Source organism: Christiangramia sp. OXR-203 (assembly GCF_034372165.1).
Classification (GTDB): domain Bacteria; phylum Bacteroidota; class Bacteroidia; order Flavobacteriales; family Flavobacteriaceae; genus Christiangramia.
This window is the reverse complement of sequence record NZ_CP139698.1, coordinates 2,493,990-2,515,147: the sequence shown is the minus strand read 5'-3', so window position 1 is coordinate 2,515,147 and position 21,158 is coordinate 2,493,990. Positions and strand designations below refer to the sequence as shown.

15 protein-coding genes and 1 tRNA gene are annotated in these 21,158 nt (G+C 35.4%); 3 read left to right on the top strand and 13 right to left on the bottom strand.

The annotated features are described in order from the left end of the window. Positions 1-3: 3 nt before the first annotated feature. The 6 genes from T8I65_RS11605 to T8I65_RS11580 form a co-directional block, all read right to left on the bottom strand. The gene (locus T8I65_RS11605) at positions 4-1,983 is read right to left on the bottom strand and encodes a DUF3857 domain-containing protein (RefSeq protein WP_322300763.1); all 1,980 of its coding nucleotides are present in this window, start codon (positions 1,981-1,983) and stop codon (positions 4-6) included. Beyond that, positions 1,976-3,349 carry an exonuclease domain-containing protein gene (locus tag T8I65_RS11600; RefSeq protein ID WP_322300762.1) on the bottom strand — a complete coding sequence of 458 codons (1,374 nt, stop codon included), beginning with the start codon at positions 3,347-3,349 and terminating at the stop codon, positions 1,976-1,978. Before T8I65_RS11600 ends, T8I65_RS11605 begins: the two co-directional genes overlap by 8 nt. Positions 3,350-3,367: 18 nt before the next feature. Then, entirely contained in the window at positions 3,368-4,027 is a 660-nt protein-coding gene (locus T8I65_RS11595) for a YggS family pyridoxal phosphate-dependent enzyme (RefSeq protein ID WP_322300761.1), read from the bottom strand. A gap of 63 nt (positions 4,028-4,090) precedes the next feature. After that, complete coding sequence (locus T8I65_RS11590) at positions 4,091-5,326, bottom strand: DUF1015 domain-containing protein (RefSeq protein WP_322300760.1); 1,236 nt, start codon at positions 5,324-5,326, stop codon at positions 4,091-4,093. 76 nt (positions 5,327-5,402) lie between these two features. After that, the gene (locus T8I65_RS11585) at positions 5,403-6,293 is read right to left on the bottom strand and encodes a 3-hydroxybutyryl-CoA dehydrogenase (protein WP_322300759.1); all 891 of its coding nucleotides are present in this window, start codon (positions 6,291-6,293) and stop codon (positions 5,403-5,405) included. 65 nt (positions 6,294-6,358) lie between these two features. Further along, positions 6,359-7,324, bottom strand: coding sequence for a Gfo/Idh/MocA family oxidoreductase (locus T8I65_RS11580; protein ID WP_322302799.1), 966 nt, complete (start codon positions 7,322-7,324; stop codon positions 6,359-6,361). A gap of 136 nt (positions 7,325-7,460) precedes the next feature. Between T8I65_RS11580 and T8I65_RS11575 the strand changes: the two genes are divergently transcribed. Next, positions 7,461-8,102 carry a protein-L-isoaspartate(D-aspartate) O-methyltransferase gene (locus T8I65_RS11575; protein WP_322300758.1) on the top strand — a complete coding sequence of 214 codons (642 nt, stop codon included), beginning with the start codon at positions 7,461-7,463 and terminating at the stop codon, positions 8,100-8,102. A 78-nt stretch (positions 8,103-8,180) separates the two neighbouring features. Here the strand turns inward: T8I65_RS11575 and T8I65_RS11570 are convergent, their stop codons facing one another. Together T8I65_RS11570 and T8I65_RS11565 are read right to left on the bottom strand one after the other, a co-directional pair. Further along, on the bottom strand, positions 8,181-9,203 hold the full coding sequence (locus T8I65_RS11570; RefSeq protein WP_322300757.1) for a M28 family metallopeptidase: 1,023 nt from the start codon (positions 9,201-9,203) through the stop codon (positions 8,181-8,183). A gap of 196 nt (positions 9,204-9,399) precedes the next feature. After that, complete coding sequence (locus tag T8I65_RS11565) at positions 9,400-10,026, bottom strand: SGNH/GDSL hydrolase family protein (RefSeq protein ID WP_322300756.1); 627 nt, start codon at positions 10,024-10,026, stop codon at positions 9,400-9,402. Between the two features lie 217 nt (positions 10,027-10,243). Here T8I65_RS11565 and T8I65_RS11560 point away from each other — a divergent pair. After that, a tRNA-Ser gene (locus T8I65_RS11560) sits at positions 10,244-10,328 on the top strand. 239 nt (positions 10,329-10,567) lie between these two features. Next, positions 10,568-11,779, top strand: a complete 1,212-nt coding sequence (locus T8I65_RS11555; RefSeq protein ID WP_322300755.1) for a site-specific integrase — start codon at positions 10,568-10,570, stop codon at positions 11,777-11,779. A gap of 4 nt (positions 11,780-11,783) precedes the next feature. Here T8I65_RS11555 and T8I65_RS11550 read toward each other — a convergent pair whose 3' ends face one another. From T8I65_RS11550 to T8I65_RS11530, 5 genes are all read right to left on the bottom strand, one after another. Then, positions 11,784-12,173: a hypothetical protein gene (locus T8I65_RS11550; RefSeq protein WP_322300754.1), complete on the bottom strand. Its 390-nt coding sequence runs from the start codon at positions 12,171-12,173 to the stop codon at positions 11,784-11,786. 293 nt (positions 12,174-12,466) lie between these two features. Further along, positions 12,467-12,871, bottom strand: a complete 405-nt coding sequence (locus tag T8I65_RS11545) for a BfmA/BtgA family mobilization protein (RefSeq protein WP_322300753.1) — start codon at positions 12,869-12,871, stop codon at positions 12,467-12,469. An 867-nt stretch (positions 12,872-13,738) separates the two neighbouring features. Further along, entirely contained in the window at positions 13,739-15,733 is a 1,995-nt protein-coding gene (locus tag T8I65_RS11540; protein ID WP_322300752.1) for an ATP-binding protein, read from the bottom strand. Between the two features lie 6 nt (positions 15,734-15,739). Further along, positions 15,740-17,686 carry an AAA family ATPase gene (locus T8I65_RS11535; RefSeq protein ID WP_322300751.1) on the bottom strand — a complete coding sequence of 649 codons (1,947 nt, stop codon included), beginning with the start codon at positions 17,684-17,686 and terminating at the stop codon, positions 15,740-15,742. A 3-nt stretch (positions 17,687-17,689) separates the two neighbouring features. Next, positions 17,690-21,157, bottom strand: coding sequence for an Eco57I restriction-modification methylase domain-containing protein (locus T8I65_RS11530; RefSeq protein WP_322300750.1), 3,468 nt, complete (start codon positions 21,155-21,157; stop codon positions 17,690-17,692). Position 21,158 lies beyond the last annotated feature (1 nt).

Below are 21,158 nucleotides of genomic sequence, written 5' to 3'. Positions count from 1 at the left end.
AATTTAACTATTTTCCTCGAGTACAATGAGCGACTGACTTTGAACTGTCATCAATTCATTAAAGAATTTTTTGAGTCCGTCGTAGTATTCCGGAGTATATAGCGTTTGAGAAAGCGTCATTCGGCATTGAACCATGATCACATTCTCTGAAAAACTGACCGCATTAAATATCAAAGCACCTCCATTACCTGGTAACCTGATGGCCTTTTGCTCCGGAAGTTCTTTTACTGAATAGCCTTCTGGAATATGAATTTCTGCGGAATAGCTAAAAGCATTCCTGTATCCGAAGTCAATAGGATAGGTACGCTCATCCAGGTTAAAAGGATTCTTTTCGAAAAACTGAAAGCTGAAGGGATTCAAATAGATAAGATCATTGATCTTCTGACTCACATTTTCAAGCGTGTATTCGATCTGGAGTCCGTTTTCAACATCATCAAGGTTTTCTACCGTGATATCTGTAGATCTTGTGAATTGCTGAGCTTTAGAAAGGTCCTGGAATATCTTGTCTTTACCGTTTTCCTTGATCTTATTTCTGAAATTCACTGCATGATAACCACTCAAATGCTGATTAGATGTTCCTGAAGCTGTACCATCCTTGTGCACTTTTATAGAATCTCTAAAAGCGTAATTGCTAAAGTCATTTGGTTCGATCGACATCCAGTCACTGGCGCCATCCAGGTTTACTTTACGCGCATAGGTATTCAGAGCGCGAAATGGAAGTCGGCCAAAATCCAGCTGCTCATCGGTTAGGTCGAGATTGTATTCCTTTCCATCCAGATTTAGCTGAATGAAGAAATAATTATATTCTGAAATTGCAGGATGAACCCTTGGAGCGAAACCGTTTCTTCGGGTTGAAGCCAGCACAGGAGAAACATTAAATTCTTCTACGGCATAGACATTATGCAACAGACTATTGATTTCAAGAACACTTCCAGATTTACTATCTACGATATCTTTGATGTTCATATCACCATGAATGTCGTATTCGCCGTTCCACTTGTAATTCTCCTGAATAAAGTAGTAGATCTTTTTTGCCTTTTCCAGCGTATTAGGAAGACTGCTAATTGCTTCAGGAAGTACATCCTTTACGGCATTGTCTTTATTCCACTGTTTTCCCCAATTGCTGGATGTTCTAATCTCTTTATCTGCATCATCCCAGGTTAGGGTGTATTTACGTTCAAAACCATCGGTTCTTGTGACCTGCTTCAATTCGTACTCGATCTTAGCGATATAATTGTCTTCGCTGGTCATGTAATCTTCCTCAATAAACGCAGGAATATCTTTCATCACATACAAGGTTTCTACGCAATCTGCCATGGAAGAAGTAATACCGAAACTAATACAATGTTCGAGGACTTTATCTTCATGTTTGTGCAACTTCCTTCCTCCGGTAAGCGTAGTGTGATATTCATAATTTGCCGGGATCTTCGACGTGAACTGCGAATGCATCTTCGGAATATCCTCCTGAAATTCCCAGGTTCTGAAATTAAATGTAAATGGAGAAACGATCTTATATGAAAGCTGAATGACATCTCCCGGTTCCACATCCGGAAACGCGAAAGAAAATTCGTTGTAGAACTTATGCTCGCTTTCGAAAGTAGCCGATGTTTCTACTTTTTTCTTGATGATACGACCGTCAACTAATTTAAACGTATGAGCTTTAAGATCTTTCAATTCCATAGCCTTTTCGCTATCTCTGTTCTTTCCCAGCTGCACTCTTATAGTAGCATAATCAATTCCTTGCTTATCCAGAATCTTGATCTTCGCCTTATAATTGGTTACCAGATCGTGATCTTCGTCTGGATCAAATTCAGTAAAACCTGACTCGTAGATATAAACAGCATGGGCTGTAGTGTCCAGTGCGTAATTAGTTGCTAGTAGATCTTCTCTTGATACTTCAAAATCTTCTGTAGAATAGTTGGAATTCTGGGCAGGAACAAAGCTGATACATAATAAAAATACCAGCGTAAAAAATTTACTCATGAATGGATAATTGGATGATTTTAAATTGATGCTTTTTTCTTAAAAAGCTTTGGATAATATGTTCAGCATCACGGTTATTATTCATGGGTGTGATAATAGACCTGATGATGTCCAGATTGTTGATCTGGTGATTTAAATTGAAGTAACCTACGCCTTTAAATTCGCCATCCTCGATCAATAAAGCGCTCTTTTCATCTACATCTCTTCCACGACCTACCAACAGCATATCCTTGTTTTCGTAAGAATAGCGATCAATAAGTTCACGCACTCGTTCATTATAGGTTTCCGGTTGTTCCTCTTCCACACAGGCACCGTGGCAGCTCTTGATAGTATGTGCAAAGCAATTTCCACTGCCCCCGTGTAATCCAGATAATCTCTCACACAATTCATATTCCTCAACCCATTTGGTTAAAGAGTTCTTCGCAGAACGCAAAGAACTGAAGGTGGTGATGCGATCCCTGGAATTTACAGCCTTACCGATTTTTAAATTGATATAGCCTTTTTCGTCTACTGAATGATATAAAGCATGACTGAAAATATCTCTTTTTAAAGCCCGGTTATATTTAGGTTTTATCTGTTTTATTTCCTGGTTCTCTTTTAATAGCGCAATGAGCTCATTGCCGGTAAGTTCAAAAGATACTGAAGCTACCTTTTTCTGCATTTCCCGCGACTTTGGATTGTCATTGGTAAAATGCTGATTTACTCTTTTCCTGATATTTCTCGACTTCCCAACATAGATGATATCTCCATTCTCATTATGGAAATAGTAAACACCTGTTTCTGAAGGTAGTTCTTCCAGTATAAATACCAGCTTAGTATCGAGATTCTTTTTTGGTTCTTTTCGTACGTGCTCCTTCATAATGTCTTTTTCGACATCTTTCGCAAGTAGCATTTTAAATAATTTAATAGTGGCCTGTGCATCGCCTGAAGCCCTGTGACGATCACTTAAAGGAATCCCCAGCGATCTTACCAGTTTGCCTAAGCTATAAGAAGGCTGACCGGGAATTAACTTTTGAGAAAGTTCCACAGTGCAAAGACTCTGGCGTTCGTATTCGAAGCCTAGTCTTCTAAATTCAGTTCTTAGGATTCGGTAGTCAAATTTCGCGTTATGCGCAACCAGGATACAGTCTTTGGTGATTTCTACTATTCGTTTAGCTACTTCATAGAACTTAGGAGCATTCCGAAGCATATCATTATTGATCCCGGTTAGATTAACCACGAACGGCTGGATAGGCTGTTCTGGATTTACCAGGCTAATGAATTGATCCACGACCTTAAGGCCATCGAACTTATAAATTGCTATTTCGGTGATCCCTTCCTCATTATATTTCCCACCGGTGGTTTCTATGTCTAGTATAGCGTACAAATACTCTCTCCTCTTACATTAATTATAGTTGCGTTCTCCAAAGATGCTGCTGCCAATTCTCACCATGGTAGAACCGCAATCAAGGGCAATTTTGTAATCGCCGCTCATACCCATAGAGATCTCTTTAAGTTCAGGGAAATCCTGGCTAAAATCATCGAAAGCGGACTTTAAACGATCAAATTCCTGGCGAACTTGTTTCTCATCTTCAGTAAATGTTGCCATTCCCATTAATCCAACGATATTGACATGATTCATTTCAGCATAAGCTTCAGATTCCAGTATCTCACGAGCTTCCTGCCTGCTGATCCCGAATTTTGAATCCTCTTCAGCGATCTTGATCTGTAATAAACAATCGATGGAACGTTCATTCTGTTTAGCGCGTTTGTTGATCTCCTTCAATAATTTAAGGCTATCCACCGCGTGAATCAGGTTCACATAGGGTGCCATGTACTTCACTTTATTGCGCTGTACGTGACCAACCATATGCCATTCAATATCTTTGGGAAGTTCTTCCCATTTATCGGTCATTTCCTGGATCTTGTTCTCTCCAAAAATTCGTTGACCAGCTTCATAAGCTTCCATAAGATCTTCGTTGGGCTTGGTCTTGGAAATAGCGACCAGCTTCACATCCTCAGGAAGTTCACTTCTGTATTTTTTTATATTTTCTGAAACACTCATCCTTTATAACTTTAATTAAGGATATAAAATCCCTGGTAGGGCAGGTTGGTTATTGCGCTGAAGTCAAAATTCATAAATGGTAAGACCACTTCGCAATTTCGGCTCAATATAAGTACTTTTTGGCGGCATGGTCAAATTTTCATCGGCAATTTGCTTGATTTCTTCGATACCGGCAGGTAACATTCCAAATCCGACTTCAAATTCCCCGCTATCTACCCTTGTTTTTAATTCTATTAGATCATTGCGACCATGAATATACGCGATACGTTTGTCGTAACGAAGATCTTCGATTCCCAAAATAGGCTTCAGAATTTTCTCGTATAATATGTAGGAATCCAGCTCACTTAGTGAATCTGTAAACTTTGCGTTATGCTTCCGAAGGTATAAAGAATAGAACTCGCCGTCCAGATACATGTTAAAATGATGCTTTTTGGAGGGTTTGTAAATATCGATCCCTCGATTTTCTATTCTGAACCATTCATCCAGCAGGATCAGGAATTCTTCTTTTGAATGTCCGTTCAGGTCTTTTATGAGTCGGCTGAATTCGAAAATTCGAAGGTTGCTTTCAGAGATGAGGTAGCTCATAAAGAAATTATAGGCTTCTTTTCCTGTATGGTCAGGGTTTTGATCTCTGCTTTCCTTCGCCAGTAACCAGGAGGATGCACTACGATGATGACCATCTGCAATATACAATTGTTCGATCGCAGCAAACTGTTGCTTAATCTTTTCAATGTTTTCAGGTTCATCGATAAGCCATAGCGAATGGATTTCCTTATTCGCCGTTGCAAATTCATATTCTGGCCTTGATCTCATTCTTTCCTCCAGCAACTCATTGATCACGGGATCATCTGGATAGGTAAGCAGTACCGGTTCTGTATTAAAGCCAACGACCTTCAGGTATTCCTTAAATAACTCTTCACGGTGCGCTATGGTATCTTCATGCCGTTTGATGATGTTGTTTTCGTAATCTTCAACACTTGCCGCTGCAATGATTCCGCAGCAATCCCCATCACGGGTATGAATCTTATAAATATAATAGGAGGGAAGTTCATCCTGTATAAAAGTACAGTCTTCGCGAAACTCGAGGTAACGGTTCTTGACCATTCCAAATCGCTTTTCACCGCCAATCTCATGCTGAAATTTATACCCGGGATTTATGATGTGTAGAAATGAATAAGGATTGAATTCCAGCTGAGCCTTCAATTCCTCTTCATTATAGTCCTCATAAGAACGGGATGCGACAAGCCCGGCAAATTCTCTTGCCGGGCGAACCGCTTTAAAAGGTAGTATTTTTGTCAAATTTTTAAATGCTATTTCCAGGCTGTAAATATTTCAGTATAACCTGAAATTGAGCCTTCATACTATATCAGCAGTTCTAGCTGTTAAATTGTTCTGAAACTTTTTCAGCTTTTCTACTTTCAGAATAATCATAGAAACCTTCACCAGATTTAACACCTATCTTACCTGCACGAACCATGTTGGTAAGTAGTGGGCAAGGTGCATATTTAGGGTTTTTAAAGCCATCATACATTACTTCGAGAATGGAGTGACAAACGTCAAGACCAATAAAATCTGCCAGTTGCAGTGGTCCCATAGGATGTGCCATTCCAAGTTTCATCACAGTATCAATCTCGTAAACTCCGGCAACTCCATTGTAAAGAGTTTCGATCGCCTCGTTGATCATTGGCATTAGAATTCTGTTTGCGACAAATCCAGGGTAATCGTTTACTTCTACCGGTACTTTATTTAGTTTCTTCGAAAGCTCCATAATCGTATTGGTGATTTCATCGCTGGTGTTGTAACCGCGAATGATCTCTACTAACTTCATGATTGGCACAGGATTCATAAAGTGCATTCCAATCACTCTTTCAGGATTAGAAACTGCAGCGGCGATCTGGGTGATCGAAATAGAACTGGTGTTTGTTGCCAGGATAGTTTTGCCTCCAGTATTTGCGTCAAGATCCTTAAAGATCTTAAGTTTAAGGTCTGTGTTTTCTGTGGCAGCCTCAACAACAAGGTCTACACCTTTAACTCCTTCAGCAATGCTGGTGAAAGTACTAACGTTAGAAAGTGTGTCATTTTTATCATCTTCGGTGATCTTTTCTTTGGACACCATACGATCAAGGTTTTTGGAAATAGTATCCATTCCTCGTTTCAGGCTATCTTCAGAAATATCGATCAAATGTACTTTATATCCGCTTTGGGCAAAGGTATGTGCGATACCATTTCCCATTGTTCCGGCTCCTATTACGGCAATATTTTTCATAGAAATATAGATTTTAAGTGTTCCGGTTTGCTTCTCTTCGGAAACATCCTGAACAGTTTTTTAGTTTAAATATTAAAATTGGCGATCACCTGGTTGGCAACTTTAAGGGCATTTGCCGCCTGTTGCATGGTAACCACTGGTTCGGTGTTATTATGGATAGCTTCAGCAAAACTTTCCAGTTCTTCAAGAATGGCGTTGTTGGCTGAAACATCTGGGTTATCAAAATAGATCTGCTTTTTCACTCCTTCAGCATTCTGTAGGATCATTGCGAAATCATCTGGATCTTGTGGAGCATCCTTCATTTTCACGACCTCGCATTTTTTCTCCAGAAAATCTACTGAAATATATGCATCACGCTGAAAGAATCTCGATTTTCTCATGTTCTTCATAGAGATCCTGCTCGCGGTAAGATTTGCCACACAACCATTTGCGAACTCTATACGCGCGTTCGCAATATCTGGAGTGTCGCTGATTACCGAAACTCCGCTGGCATTGATCTTTACTACTTCAGATCTTACTACACTCATTACCGCATCGATATCGTGGATCATAAGATCGAGCACAACCGGCACATCTGTTCCACGAGGATTAAATTCAGCCAAGCGATGCGCTTCAATGAACATTGGGTTTTCAATGCGATCTTTAACCGCCTGAAATGCTGGATTGAATCTTTCTACGTGACCAACCTGTCCTTTTACTTCATGTTCTTTAGCAAGTTCGATGAGTTCTTCTGCTTCCTCGTAGGTGTTGGTAATTGGTTTTTCAATGAATAAATGTTTACCGGCAGTAATCACTTTTTTTGCAACATCAAAATGCGCGAGGGTAGGAGTAACCACATCAATCACATCTGCATCTGCAATAAGTTCATCAAGATTCTCATACATTTTGTAGCCAAATTCTTCTGAGATCTTTTTTGCATTTTCAGCATTCGCATCATAAAACCCGATGAGATCATATTTTTCTGACTGCTGTAATAATTTAAGATGAATTTTCCCCAGGTGACCTGCACCTAGAACTCCTGCTTTCAGCATATATTTTGCATTTTTCACAAAAATAGCATTTTGATATTAAATACTTTACAATTACAGGGCAAATTGGGACTGCAAATTACTTGGGAATAGTCGGCTTCTTTGCCTAATTTTATACCCGCATCAAAGTAAACCGGACTTGAAAGATACTTACAGACATCAGGGAAAAAGACAGCAATTAGTAAGAACGGTGGAGAAAAAGGGAATCACCGATAAGAAAGTGCTGGCTGCCATTGGAAAGATCCCAAGGCATCTGTTCATGGATAGCAGTTTTGAAGATCATGCATACCAGGATAAGGCATTTCCAATTGCGGCAGATCAAACTATTTCACAACCTTATACGGTTGCATTTCAATCTGAACTTCTGGAATTAAAGCCGGGTGAAAAGGTGCTCGAAGTTGGAACTGGTAGTGGTTATCAAACGGCGGTTCTTTGCCTGCTTGGCGCTAAGGTTTATAGTATTGAAAGACAAAGGGAATTATATAAAAAGACCAAAACCTTTCTAACCAAGATCGGTTACAGACCTAAATATCTGAGTTTTGGGGATGGTTATAAAGGAATCCCGGAATATGCACCTTATGACAAGATCATTGTTACGGCTGGAGCACCAGAAGTTCCTATGGATCTGCTGAGTCAGTTAAAAGTCGGGGGGCGCCTGGTCATCCCGGTAGGAACAGATGTGCAGATCATGACCCTGTTCATTCGGAAATCTCCAAAAGAGTTTGATAAAACCGAATATGGGAACTTCAGATTTGTTCCATTGCTTCAAAATAAAAATTAGATAATATTTCGAAAGTTGAGATCAAAGCATAAAAAAAGCTCCTGTGAAGGAGCTTTTTAGTTTTATGTTATTCAGCAATTATTCTGAATCTTTTTCGATCGGTTTATCAACTACGATTCTCTCATCACGATTAGCGATCTCCCACGCGGTAAGGAATACCAGTTGTGCACGTTTGGCTAAGAGGTCGTATTCGATCTTATCTGGAGTATCGGTCATTTTATGATAATCGGCATGAGTCCCATTAAAATAGAAAATGATCGGAATGTTGTTTTTGGCGAAATTATAGTGGTCACTTCGGTAATAGAATCTGTTTGGATCGTTCTCGTCGTTATACTTATAGTCAAGATCCATATTCACAAATTTAGAGTTCACGTTCTCACTTAATTCATGAAGATCTGTGCTTAACTTATCACTTCCAATTAGATATACGTAGTCTTCTTTCCCTTCATGATCAGGATCGATTCTACCAATCATATCGATATTAAGGTTTGCCACCGTATTAGCAAGTGGGAAAATTGGCTCATCTGTATAAAATTTAGAACCAACAAGTCCTTTTTCTTCACCTGTTACATTCAGGAAAAGAATAGAACGTTTTGGAGTGTATCCATCTTTACTTGCTTCAACAAAAGCTTCTGCGATTTCAAGAACCCCAACGGTACCAGAACCATCATCATCTGCACCATTATAAACATTTCCTTCATCGTCCATTCCAACATGATCATAGTGAGAAGAAATGACAAGAATCTCATCAGGCTTTTCAGAACCTTTTAAAAAGGCAACGACATTTTCTGTTGGTTTCACATTCCCTCTTCTAAAATAACTTACAGGTACTTCCTGGTAATAGTCATCACCGCCAATTGGAGAAGGCAGGTTGAGACTTTTATATTCGTTCTTAAGATATTCTGCAGCCATTTTCTGACCAGGTTCTCCAGTCTCCCGACCTTCGAATTCATCACTGGCAAAAGTGTAAAGATGTTCTTTAAGCTCTTCGGAAGTGATCGTGTTAGCATATTCCATAGGATCTACGTTCTCGATCTTCTTGTTTTGGGCGCTACATGCGGCTAAAAGGGCAGGTAAAGCCAGAAACCAAATTTTTCTCATATTATAAATTAGTTGTTCGTTTATCCCGCCAATATAGCGGTTTTGTTATCAAGGACGTGAATGTCACTCAGTTAAATAGACTAAGATGATCTTAAAAGGTTTAAATTGAATTTCATGCGTATAGAAGAAATTAATTAAAATTCTATAGAATTTTTATATCATACAGACTGTTGAAGATAAGAATTTTCGAATTTTTCTAATTTTCTCTTATTGCCTTTTTGATAGCTTCTATAGCTAAAGGCGCCATGATTCGATATGCGATGGAATTAGGATGCACTCCATCTTCGGAAAATTTTTTCGGCAATGCCTTATTTTTATCATGCAAAGAGTCAAAATAATCAAGATAGACATATCCATTCTCTTGCGTAAAATTCTGAAGCCAGGCATTCAGTTCTTCTATTTTGGAAACAGGTTTCAACCCGGGTCGCCATGGATAGTCATAGACCGGAAGCACCGAACTTAGTATCACTTTAATATTTTTCTTTTCTGCCAGGTATGCCATGGCTTTAATATTATCAGTAATCATTTTGATGGAAGAAATACCTGTGTTTTCGGCGATATCATTAGTTCCAGCCAAAATTACTACAGCCTTCGGATTTAGATCCAGTACATCTGCCGTGAATCTTATAAGCATTTGTGGAGTGGTTTGACCGCCAATACCTCTACCAAGGTAATTGTTGCGGATGAAAAATTGTGGATCAAGATTCGTCCATCCTTCTGTAATAGAGTCGCCCATAAAAACCACCTCCGGCCATTTTGAGTTTTGTAAAACCTCTTTGTTCTCTTCTCGATACCTATTTAAGGATGCCCAGTCATGCTCCATTATTTTGATATAATTTCTTTTGAGATTGAAAGAAAAGCAAATATTAATAGAAGCTAAAACTTATACTAAATTTTTCAAAGTAAATTCTGGATACGAAATTAACTGATACAGAAGCAGCTACGAAAAAAGAGGAAAAAGTTTGGAAATTAGTTGTTGAAAATTAAAAAAGCTTGTTATATTTGCACCCGCAATCAGCAAATAGCTGGTGAGACACTCAGGAGAAATGGCAGAGTGGTCGAATGCGGCAGTCTTGAAAACTGTTGAGGGTCACACCTCCGGGGGTTCGAATCCCTCTTTCTCCGCGAAAAGTCCTACAAAAGGCAACAAAAACCCTCTAAATACTTGATTTAGAGGGTTTTTCATTTTATATGATTTCCTTTCATATCAAATAATATCAGTTAAAAAGGGGCTAATTCGGTGTCACTTAAAAACTATATACAACTGACACCGAATAGAGGTTAAACGTTTGATATTCAGTTATTAAAAATGATATTGATTTAATTATTTTTTACTACATTGAAGTAAATTTTAAATTCATTCGGTGTCAGTTCAACTCTCAATATTATTTTATGTCAAAAAAAGTAAGGCCAATCTTCAGGGTCTTACTAATATTTATCTCCGCATAACCTTAGAGGGTAAGCGGGCTGAGTGCAGTATTAATCGAAAAGTACATATTGATTTATGGAATAGTAGATCACAAAAAGCATTGGGTAACTTACCAGAGAATCAGGAAATAAATAGGGAAATTGAATTGATTAAAAACAAAATCTACACCATAGAACAAAAATTTCAAAGAGATGGAATAGCCTACTCCGCTATTCAACTTCGCGAGGCATATTTAGGTAAGGACAAAACAAAAAAGATGCTTTTAGAAATCTTCCAGGAGCATAACGACGAAGTTGATAGTCTTATTGGGAAAGACTTTGCCGCAGGAACCGCTGAGCGCTATCGCACTTGCAAAAAACACGTAGCAGGCTTTATAAAGAAGAAATATAAGAAAAATGATATTCCTGTACAGGATGTAGATCATAAGTTCATCACAGGCTTTGAATACTATCTTAAAACGACTCGCAAGTGCGCGCACAACTCTGCCATAAAGTATATTACTAATTTTAAAAAGATCATCCGTATTGCTCATGCTAATAATTGGATTGATAAAGATCCATTTCTGCACTGGAAAGGAAAATTGAAAATCGTTGAGCGAGAGTTTTTGACCGAAGAAGAAATCCAAAAAATTATAACTCTCGAATTGAAAATGGAACGTCTTGATCAAGTGCGCGATATTTTTATTTTTTGCTGTTTTACGGGTCTGGCGTATGCTGATGTCAAAAAACTGAATAGAGGTGATATTAGCGTTGGTGCAGACGGTGAGGAATGGGTTAAAACAAAACGATCTAAAACAGATACTAGAAGTAATATTCCAATTTTACCAATTGCTAAGGTTATTATCGAGAAGTATAAAGACAACGAGCTGTTGAAAGAAAAAGATTTGGTCTTACCTGTATTAAGTAATCAAAAAATGAATGCCTACATTAAAGAGATTGCAACATTGGCAGGCATCACAAAGAATCTCACGTTTCATTTAGCACGACATACTTTCGCAACAACAGTAACTTTAACCAACGGGGTGCCAATTGAATCAGTAAGTAAAATGCTTGGTCATACTAACCTTAAAACTACGCAGCATTATGCCAAAATCTTAGATATGAAAGTGAGCAAGGATATGGCCATATTAAGATCAAAATTTAAGTAAGATTTTAAAGAGGTACGCTATAATCTTCATCTTTGTTATTACGCAGATTATTTAGATAGTCAGAAATTGGACTGGTATATTCTTCCTTTATTTTAAAGCCTTTCTCAACATAATTACTGGCGGCCAGCTTCCAGTCTTTTATTTTAAATCCTCTGCTTAATTTCCAGTCTCTTGCTTGATAATAAGCATAGAATTTTTTTCCTTCAATAGCCTCCCAATTATTTGTTTTAAAAAAAAGTAAAACTTCTTCTTCATTAAAAGGTCTGGCCATTTTATTTAAGTTTTTTAATGTTTTCTGTTTATAAGAAGATACCATATTCTGGCTAGGTTTTGGATCGCTCCTGGCCAAATTTTGAACCTTACTTGTACCACTACTAGTTCCATAAATGGTCATCTTGATCTTTGATCCTCTGGCCGGATGATAGGAGGGAAAGTATTGCAAATAACCCCAGGAATTCAGATCTTTTAAATAGTTATGATAGGTAGTTTTAGATTTTATTTTTGCATTTTCCATAATAAACTGCCTGTTCACTGTAATAATTTTTTAAAGAACTTACGGTTCCATTTTTGAAAGAATGCCAGATAAAGAGTAATATGGCCCTGCTTAATCCTGTCATCATTATTAAAAAGATCAAACACCGTATTTAGGTGAGTAATATAATTTACGTTTTCCATGAGTTGCCAGGTTTAATCATTTTCAATTTTTTCTTTAAATTTCACTTCTTCCTTTTCTTCAAACTTTGTTTTCTCTAAAATCAGTGATTTCTTTTTAGGTGGTTCAACATGCTCAAAAAGAGCATATAACATTGCGGCTGTTGGTTTAGTTTGAGATTTTTCAATATCCTTCATGATGGCGATCATTCCATTCATACGTTTTTTGATAAGTAGTGATATTCTTTTCTCCAGGGTTTCCATTCGTGGTCCCATGGACTCTGCCGGGGAGATTGCATTTTCCTCAAAAAAGTCGATCATCAAGAGTAAAGTCATCGATTGTGATTTACTCATTTTTTTACAAAACTTTCTAAATCTTTTGGCTACAGAAGTTTTAATTCCCAGCTTCTCAAATGTTTCATTTTCATATCCCTCGTCCATTTTTTTCTGAAATTTTTAATTGTTTTTGTTGGGCTGATCATATTTTTTCTGAAAAAACCTGATGAAACTTAAAAAAAATAAATGATCAATTTTTGAAAAGTCCCGTTTTAACTGGTGTTTTGAGCGGATGGAATGATGTATCGTGGCGCTAGCCCGTTACCCTCTTGCTATTCCATCCCTTCATTACATTTCGGGATTTTCATACTTTTTAGCCTGCATTGAAAAGTGTTTTTAATAACTAATTAGCTCCCCAATTATTACCAACATATTTGAAGTTAAAACATTTTAATTGACTGATAAACATAGAATTAATACTTATTTCCATAATAATTTTTAATGGTTTAGATTGATATAATTTGGTCTTTTTTTCTTTTTTAAAACACTTACTTATTATATCCTGAGCGTTTTCCTTTTCATTTGATATGGAATGCTACGTATCCTAGTAATTATCTATTTAATTTGTAGCAAAATGATACAGATTAGTGTGCCATTTCAATTTCATTCACTTACTTTCCATAGCGCCATCGCCGTTACCTTTTCGATAACCGACACTAAAATTGTGAGCGAGTAAGGACTTATAAAAGGGAGAGTGCGACCGGTTATGCAGTTTGTCTCGGTCTAAATTTTAAATCTTTGTGTAGAAAAAGGTTGTTGTAATCGTTTTGCTTGGCGAACGCTGTCGCTTTTTCTGCGACTGGGTTCAAGATGTTGTAGTGAACCGCTTTTATCGGAATGAAGCCCTTTTCTGGCGGAATGCAGAGGAATGGGGTGGAACGGGCTATAATTTCTATACGAATTTGATGTTATGAGCCGAATAGAAATGCTATTCGGCTCAAATTTTAGTATATTTTGAGGTGATTAATTGAATCAAGCTATTTTTTTAGTCAATTTATTTGAAAGTTCCTTGTCAAAATTTATGTCTTTTGCTTTCAGTTCCTCTTTAATGGAATTTTTAAACTCTAATTGGTCAACGAGGTTCTTATGCCTGTTGCGATACTGTTTAAATAAATCATCCCAAGTCATTGCATAAATCTCACATCTATCAATAGCGTGTACTAAAAATCTTTTGCCTTTGACTTCTTGGCTTTTGTATAGACCAGTTATGTAATCATCAACGGTTGTTCCTACGATGATAAATTTCCATTCTCTTAGCTGGCTATTAAATTGGTCTTCAGAAATTATGAAATTCATATAATCCTCTATTTGGCGATATTGTACTTTACCAATTTCTACACTCGGTCTCTTTAATTCAACAACAATATTTTCTTCTATAAGCCCATCTTCCGTGCGATGATCAGGCTTATCTGACTTACGACATATAAGTAAGTCGGGACGTCTTAATTTTTCGTCTTGGTTTAAGTCACCTATTTTTGGTTTTTTGTTGTCGTTCTCTTCTAAGAATTTTAGATAGTTGCTAAGGGTTGCTTCAAAATTCTGGTCTGCTGAAACTAAATGATACTTTTCACCAAATAGCCAATAATTATTTTCAATTACTTTTTGGATATGGTCTCTTTCATTCGTGAATTTATTTAGATCGTAAATAAGAATCCTGAGCGTTTCAACAGCCGTATGTCGACTTTCCAGTAAACGAATTAAATTTAAGATATATGTAAACTTTGTTTTTTGTAAGACTTTCGCGAGCTCGTTGCGCTCCTCATCTGAAAGGTTTACTATACCATCAATAATAGTTAAAATTTTATCTCGTTCTTCACTGTCCAAAAGCAGATTTAAAAACCCAACAAGTGTCTTACTTTGGGTGGTTTTCAAATTTTTAAAAATCGATGGCTCTGCACAATATAATTCTTTAACTACATTCTCCAAATCCTTTTCTCTTACTTGGTCGTATGCATTATTTTTAAAAGATGGAAATATTTTCTTTTGACGATATCTCTCAATTAATTTTTCGGCCTTATTATGTCTAATAAAATCCTTTTCCTTTTTAGCTACAACTTCTTTTAGATGTTGAACCAATGCTTTAAAGGTACCGTCTTGTTGATTCTTATCAAATGTTGAACTGTCCTCCTTTGTTGGCTTGAAATCGTCAAAGTACTTTGATTCTACGAAAACAGAATGATGGAAATCTATTGCACCGTTGTTAAAAGAAGTATGCAATCGATATCTTTCTACCCTTTCCTTGTCCAAGAAATAGAAATAGTATTTGTCACCAATTTTTTTAGACCATCTTACAAAGCTAATCTTGAAATTATCATCAATGATTGTAGTGTCGGTGATATCTTTGTCATCAATAACTATCGAATAGTCCAAACGTTCCCCATTTAAGTTGATATGGTAATCCTTATCTTTATTTAGTAGAAGAAACCATCCAAACTCGCTAGCCAAAAACTCATAAAATGCATCATTATCTAATTGATCACCATATAAGTCAAATATGTTCTTAATAACTACTCTTGTACCACATTTGATCGATACTATTTTGCGGTCATCTGAAGTTTCGTAATCTTGACTATTTGATTTATTGATTTTAATTTGATACTGCAAATGTTTGCCCTCTTTTTCAAAAACTGTATCCCAGGTTGCAGTATGTGCGAATGTTGTGAAAGCGAAGCGTCCCTTACCTTTTTTACCTTTTACAAAACCTGTTTTTGCAAAGGTCTTGGCTTTTTGGGAATCTTGAAATTTTCCAAAGGTGTTTTCTAAATCAGAGAAGTCTATGCCCGTTCCATTATCCTCTATTGAGAGTTCTTGTAGATAACCTACTTCATTGCCTTCGTAATTAATATTAACATAAGAAGCACCCTCATCAAACCCATTCCATATATACTCTGCGATTGCTTTATACCCTTCTGAAAGACCACTTTGTTCAATACTTTTTGCTGTTATTTTTGAGGTATGTTTTTTCATAAACATCTAATTAGTAGTTAAAGGCTCGCCATCTTTAGTAATTATATCTATAATATTCTTTTTATTATCTGCTTCTCCAATTCTAATTCCTAGTACGTGTCTTATCGTTGTATATCCAGCATTTAATTTGGCATTATGAGGCGATGGAAATGTTTCTAAAGGCAAAGCGTCTGTAGTGTTTTGCCTTGATATAAATTGGCAATGTGGGTTATTAATTAACCAGGTTCCGTTCAAATCTTTGATTAATCGTAAATTGTCTTTTAGGTAAAATGTATATGCCCAATTTTTACCTTCAGAATCAATTTCGCTTAAAATAAAAGTATTCGTATTAACTAAATCAGACTCGTACAGTTTTAATTCTAAGCTGTTGAGACTCTCTATAATTTTAATAGCACTTAAAATTTCTTGTTTATAAATTGGTGAACTTATATTATCGTGAGATAATGGGTTCATTAATAGATCCTTATGCTCTTTAAATTTTTGAAACGGACTCAAATCACCACCCAAATCCCTAAAGTATTTTGTGAAATTATTTATTAATCCATCTAAGTTTAAAGTGACACTCCCTTCATCATCATCACTTTCTTTTATTTTAACCGTCCTACTCTCTGGTAAAATATATTTCAGAACTCTTTCACTTTCCTTTCTTATATAATTAGCTGAAGCAGGGTAATCAAACTCTTTTAAATATTTTTTTGCTAGGTCTATATAGCTTTTTTTCTCGGGGATAAACGGACAAGGAATACCTTTATCTGTTGTATCTTGATACATTTCTTTAAAATCCCATTTAAATGTGTCATCAATTCTGGCATTATTTTCTATTCTTCGCTTACACAAGCTATAAAATGCGCGATCGTGCGTCAGAATGAATATTTGATATTCATCGACTTTTTTTAGTATAATATCTAAAACTTTATCCCGATGACTCATATCTAAACTTAACAAGAGGTCATCCAAAACTAATAAACTGGCTGAATTTTCGTCGTACAACCTCTCTTCTAACATTGCCAACCTTATAGCTAATGCGATAGCAGTTAATCTCGCTTCATTTAAAAAGGTATGTGGTTTTCCTATTTCTTTTTTATATGATTCTAAGCTATCGTGATCGAAAGTTACTTTTAAAGGAATAATTGGCCTAGATATATTGCCCTTACCTATCCAATTGTTATAATTAGATTTTATGGAAGAAATACCAAAATCAACCTTAAAAGATTCATCAAAATCTTCTTTCAAATATTGATTAGTCTTTATAGTTATCTTTGTCAAAAAGGTCTTTAATAGCTCAATAAATTTAGGCAATGTAGTATTGACTAACGCAAGATATTCTGGTGAATCACGCTTTGCCGTGTTCTTGTTTTTTTTGTTAGGAGTTAATGAATTTGGTGCTTCGCAAATAAAACTCCACCAGTCACTTGCTAATGTGCTAGTCGATAAGTTTCCTTGATTATCTGTATATGATTCTTCAAAATCAACAAACATTAAAACTTCCCTTTCCAGCCAATCAAATAAATCTATCTCTTCACTATTTCTAAAATCATAAAGTTTTGACAGGAATTTATAATTGATGAAATCACTTCCTGCAATTATTTTATCCACAGTAGTATCTGTAGTTTTATTAGTTTCTAACTTTCTATTAGAAATTTCTTTTGTTCTAGCTCCATTTTCATCAACTATTTCTAGAATAATAGCAGAATCATCAGTATCACTTGAAAAACGGTTTCTTAAGTTCTGCGAATCCGTAGGATCAAAGTATTTCTTTATTTGCACATCTGTTTTCAAACAAGATTGCAGAAATGTGTAGAGAGCCCAATAAATAGAGCTTTTCCCACTACCATTTTCCCCATATAGTAATAGGTTATTTTGATTGAGATCAATTTTATTTTGTTTCTGCTCAGTTTCTAAGCCATAAAAGAACTTGAAATTACGCAGGGTGATGGATTGTATTCTTTGCATAATTTAAACGCTTAAAATTGGGTTTAATAGTTGTTTTAACTCAATCTTCATAAGCTTAATTTGATTACGCAAGGGATTTTTCTTTTCTGATAATTCTTGATATGCTTGAAGAACTACTTCAAATTTTTCATTTTCATCGGAACTATCAAAATTTTTGAAAATTTCTTTTGAATTTTGAAGTATTCTGATTTTAGCCTCATTAAACTCTTCAGGGAAATACATTTCTAAAACTATTGCATCTAAGACTTCTTCAAAAGCCAGAGAAATAACCTCAAATTTATTTGAATCCTTTTCTTTGCCCAATTGAAGTTTTTTTGAAAAAATTATATAGTCTACTATTATGTTTAAAAATTTATCATCACTCAATATTACTGGACAGTTTCGCAAGATTTCATTTCCTATATTTAGATAGCCACCAGCCATTTTTAAAGAATGATATACATAGTTTAAATAGAAGGTCAAGACCTTGCTGTTTAATAATCCGAGTAAAAATTTTAGATTTTCCTCATCCTCTAATATGATGGTGGTAGATTTTCCAGCTAAATATTCACCCTCAGCATCATAAAAAGTTTCAAAAGTTTTAGCCATTCCAGCTACAATCAATTTGCTTTGCTTTGATTGTTGAAATCGAGTTGAATTTATTTCAATTAATTTTTCGTTGGGCACAATAGGGTTTTCATATCTACCTTTTATGTACTGAGTATCCTTTACTCCCCACAATGAAACAAATGGGTCTATTGTTCCAGTATTTATCAATTTTAAATTGTTTTCATTGGACTCTCCATCCTCAACAATCTCTTTAATAAGATATGCTTCAGACACCGTCGCAGCACCAAGGATCGATATTTTCGAGGAATAATCTGATAAACTCGTATTTGCTTCAATTCTATTTATAAGATTAACTATATTGGGTTTAAAAAAATATTTTGACCAAGAAATGTCCAAGTAAAATTTATTTTCTGGAACTGTATTGAAATAAGCTTCATTTACTAATGTTTCCATTTTTGACATTTTTACGGTATGATTTGGTATACAATTATTTACCAGTAAAGTAATAGGATATACACTAGCCTCTTTGAAAACGTTAATTGAAGAGTAATCTCTAATTTCTATAATTTCTTTTGTAGATAAGTAATGGCGTAATGCTGTAGTGTATTTTGCACTGATAATTTTATTAGGTATTATGAAGCAAAACTGGGAAGCTTTTTTAGCAATTTGAAAACCAAGTTCTACAAATGGAATAAATAAATCCCAGTTTCCTGTAGCTGTATCAAAATTATTTTTGATAAGATTTCTCAATTCCTTGTCATTTCTAACCATTGTTTCTGAGTCCACATATGGCGGATTTCCAATTACGATATCGAACCCTCCTTCGTCGAATACTTCTTTAAACATTAAATGCCATAAAAAAAATGGACGGTCGTTAGAATTATAAAGTTCTTTTAAGTTCTGTTGTTTACTAGCAATTTCTTCTAGTTTACTATTAAGCTTTTTTAAGTTTTTGGCATCCTTGCTTTCGTTTTCATATTTAATTTTCTGAGTAGCTTGGGTTAATGATGAAGATTTATTTTTTATTTTCTTTTTTAACTTCTTTACATCTTTTACTAAGGATGAGCTATAATCATACAGTGTGAAATAGATGTTATTAAGAACTTGCTTATCAATTTTATTATGTAGTTCTTTTTTTTCATCCGGATCATCTAAATCAAAATAGGTATGTATTAAATCCTCTAATTTTTCCTGATTTTCAACATTTGCCTTCTTTTTAAGCTCCTGACTGAACAAATTGGCTTTTGAATTTTCCTCATCAACCTCAATAGCTATGCCTTCGTGTATCTCGCTCAAGTCAATACCTTCAAAGCTTTCCAGTAAGCTATTTCCCTGCATTATTTTATAATCTAGATTTGGTAGGGCTTGGGGTATGTTTTCATCCACAACTAAGGCTAACCAAAACCGAAGACGCGCAATATCTACTGCTCCAGATTCTAAATCAACACCGTAGATTGAATTTTGGATAATACTCTTTTTCACTTCAGAACGATCAAGTGTCCAGTCTAAAGCCATTTTAGCTTTAAATATTTCTTGTAACATACCCATAGGGAATGCGCCAGACCCTATCGCAGGATCACAAATTTTCACATTATCTAAAAGTTCTTCTATTTTTTTAGCATTATCCCTAATAAAATTTTCTTTGGCGGTTTCATCTCCTTTATTATCATTTCTAATAAATTCTTGAATTTCATGATGTTCACCCAGATGCGTCTGTAAGTATTGTATTAAACTCTCTTGAGTCATATACTGCACAATCTCTTTAGGTGTGTAGAATGCACCTTTTTCTTTATTCTCTTCAAGTAAATTCTCAAAAATATGTCCTAACATCTCAGGATCAATACCAACCTCGTGATCTTCTGGACTGTTTTCATCAATTGTAAAATTGTATTGCCCAAAGAATTCAAATAAATCTTGAAAATAAGAAAATGGGAAATCTATACTTTTTGCATTTACCTCTTTATCCGTCTCAAACAAACCACCATTCAAATATGGAACTTTACTGTTGTTAAGATCGTTGCCTAGACCATCAATTTTAAAAATATTATTCTCTCTTTTTGCGTTTAGAGTATTAAAAAATAAATAGGTTAAACAATTGGAATGGAAGTGTTCTTTATCTCTAAAACCATCGAGCAGTTTCAATAGAAACTGTTTTTCGCCATTTTCCCATTCAGTTGGGTGTGGATCACAACCCATCCAGCCTTTTTTTTGTAAAAAATGAAGAAATACTATTCGCCCTAATAGTTTCTTGGTAAAATCGCGAATGGATTTTTCTTGCTTCTCTTTATCTATACTAGGGAATAATTTTCTGTATTTATCATCTAACAGATAAAGCCAGAATTTTTTATAATGTTTTACATAACCATCAAAAAACTTTTTATTTAATTTTTCTACATTAAAAAGTTCTATTAAATGTTTAATAGTTACTTGCTCATTTTGTAATTTCTGAAACTGTTTTACAGCTGTTTTTACGCTTTCATCTTCACCTAAAACATAGGTGTATCGTCTTGGGCTAGTTTCTAATTTATTTTCATTAAAATCATCATCCCAAAAAATAGCTTTAGATATAAATGTCAATCGCCATTCACTATCTCCTTTTGTATGAAAAACTACCAATATTGCATCCACATCCCCAGGAATTACGTCATTATGAATGAGGTTACGCAGACCAACTCTGTTTTTTGCAACGTCTTTATTCTCTTCAAGCTCGACGTCATAAAATTTTAAGATTTTATTATCGGCCAATTGAGCAGAACCAAATTCTATAATGGTTTTTGCTAGTCTATGAGTATTTTTTTCTTCTTTTCTGTTTTCTGGTGTTAGGTAAAAATCTACATTTTTAAAATGGCTTTTTATAACCTCTTTCCAATCATCGTAGTTGAAAATACTCTGGAATATGTTTTGTAATTGGTTTGTTTCCATA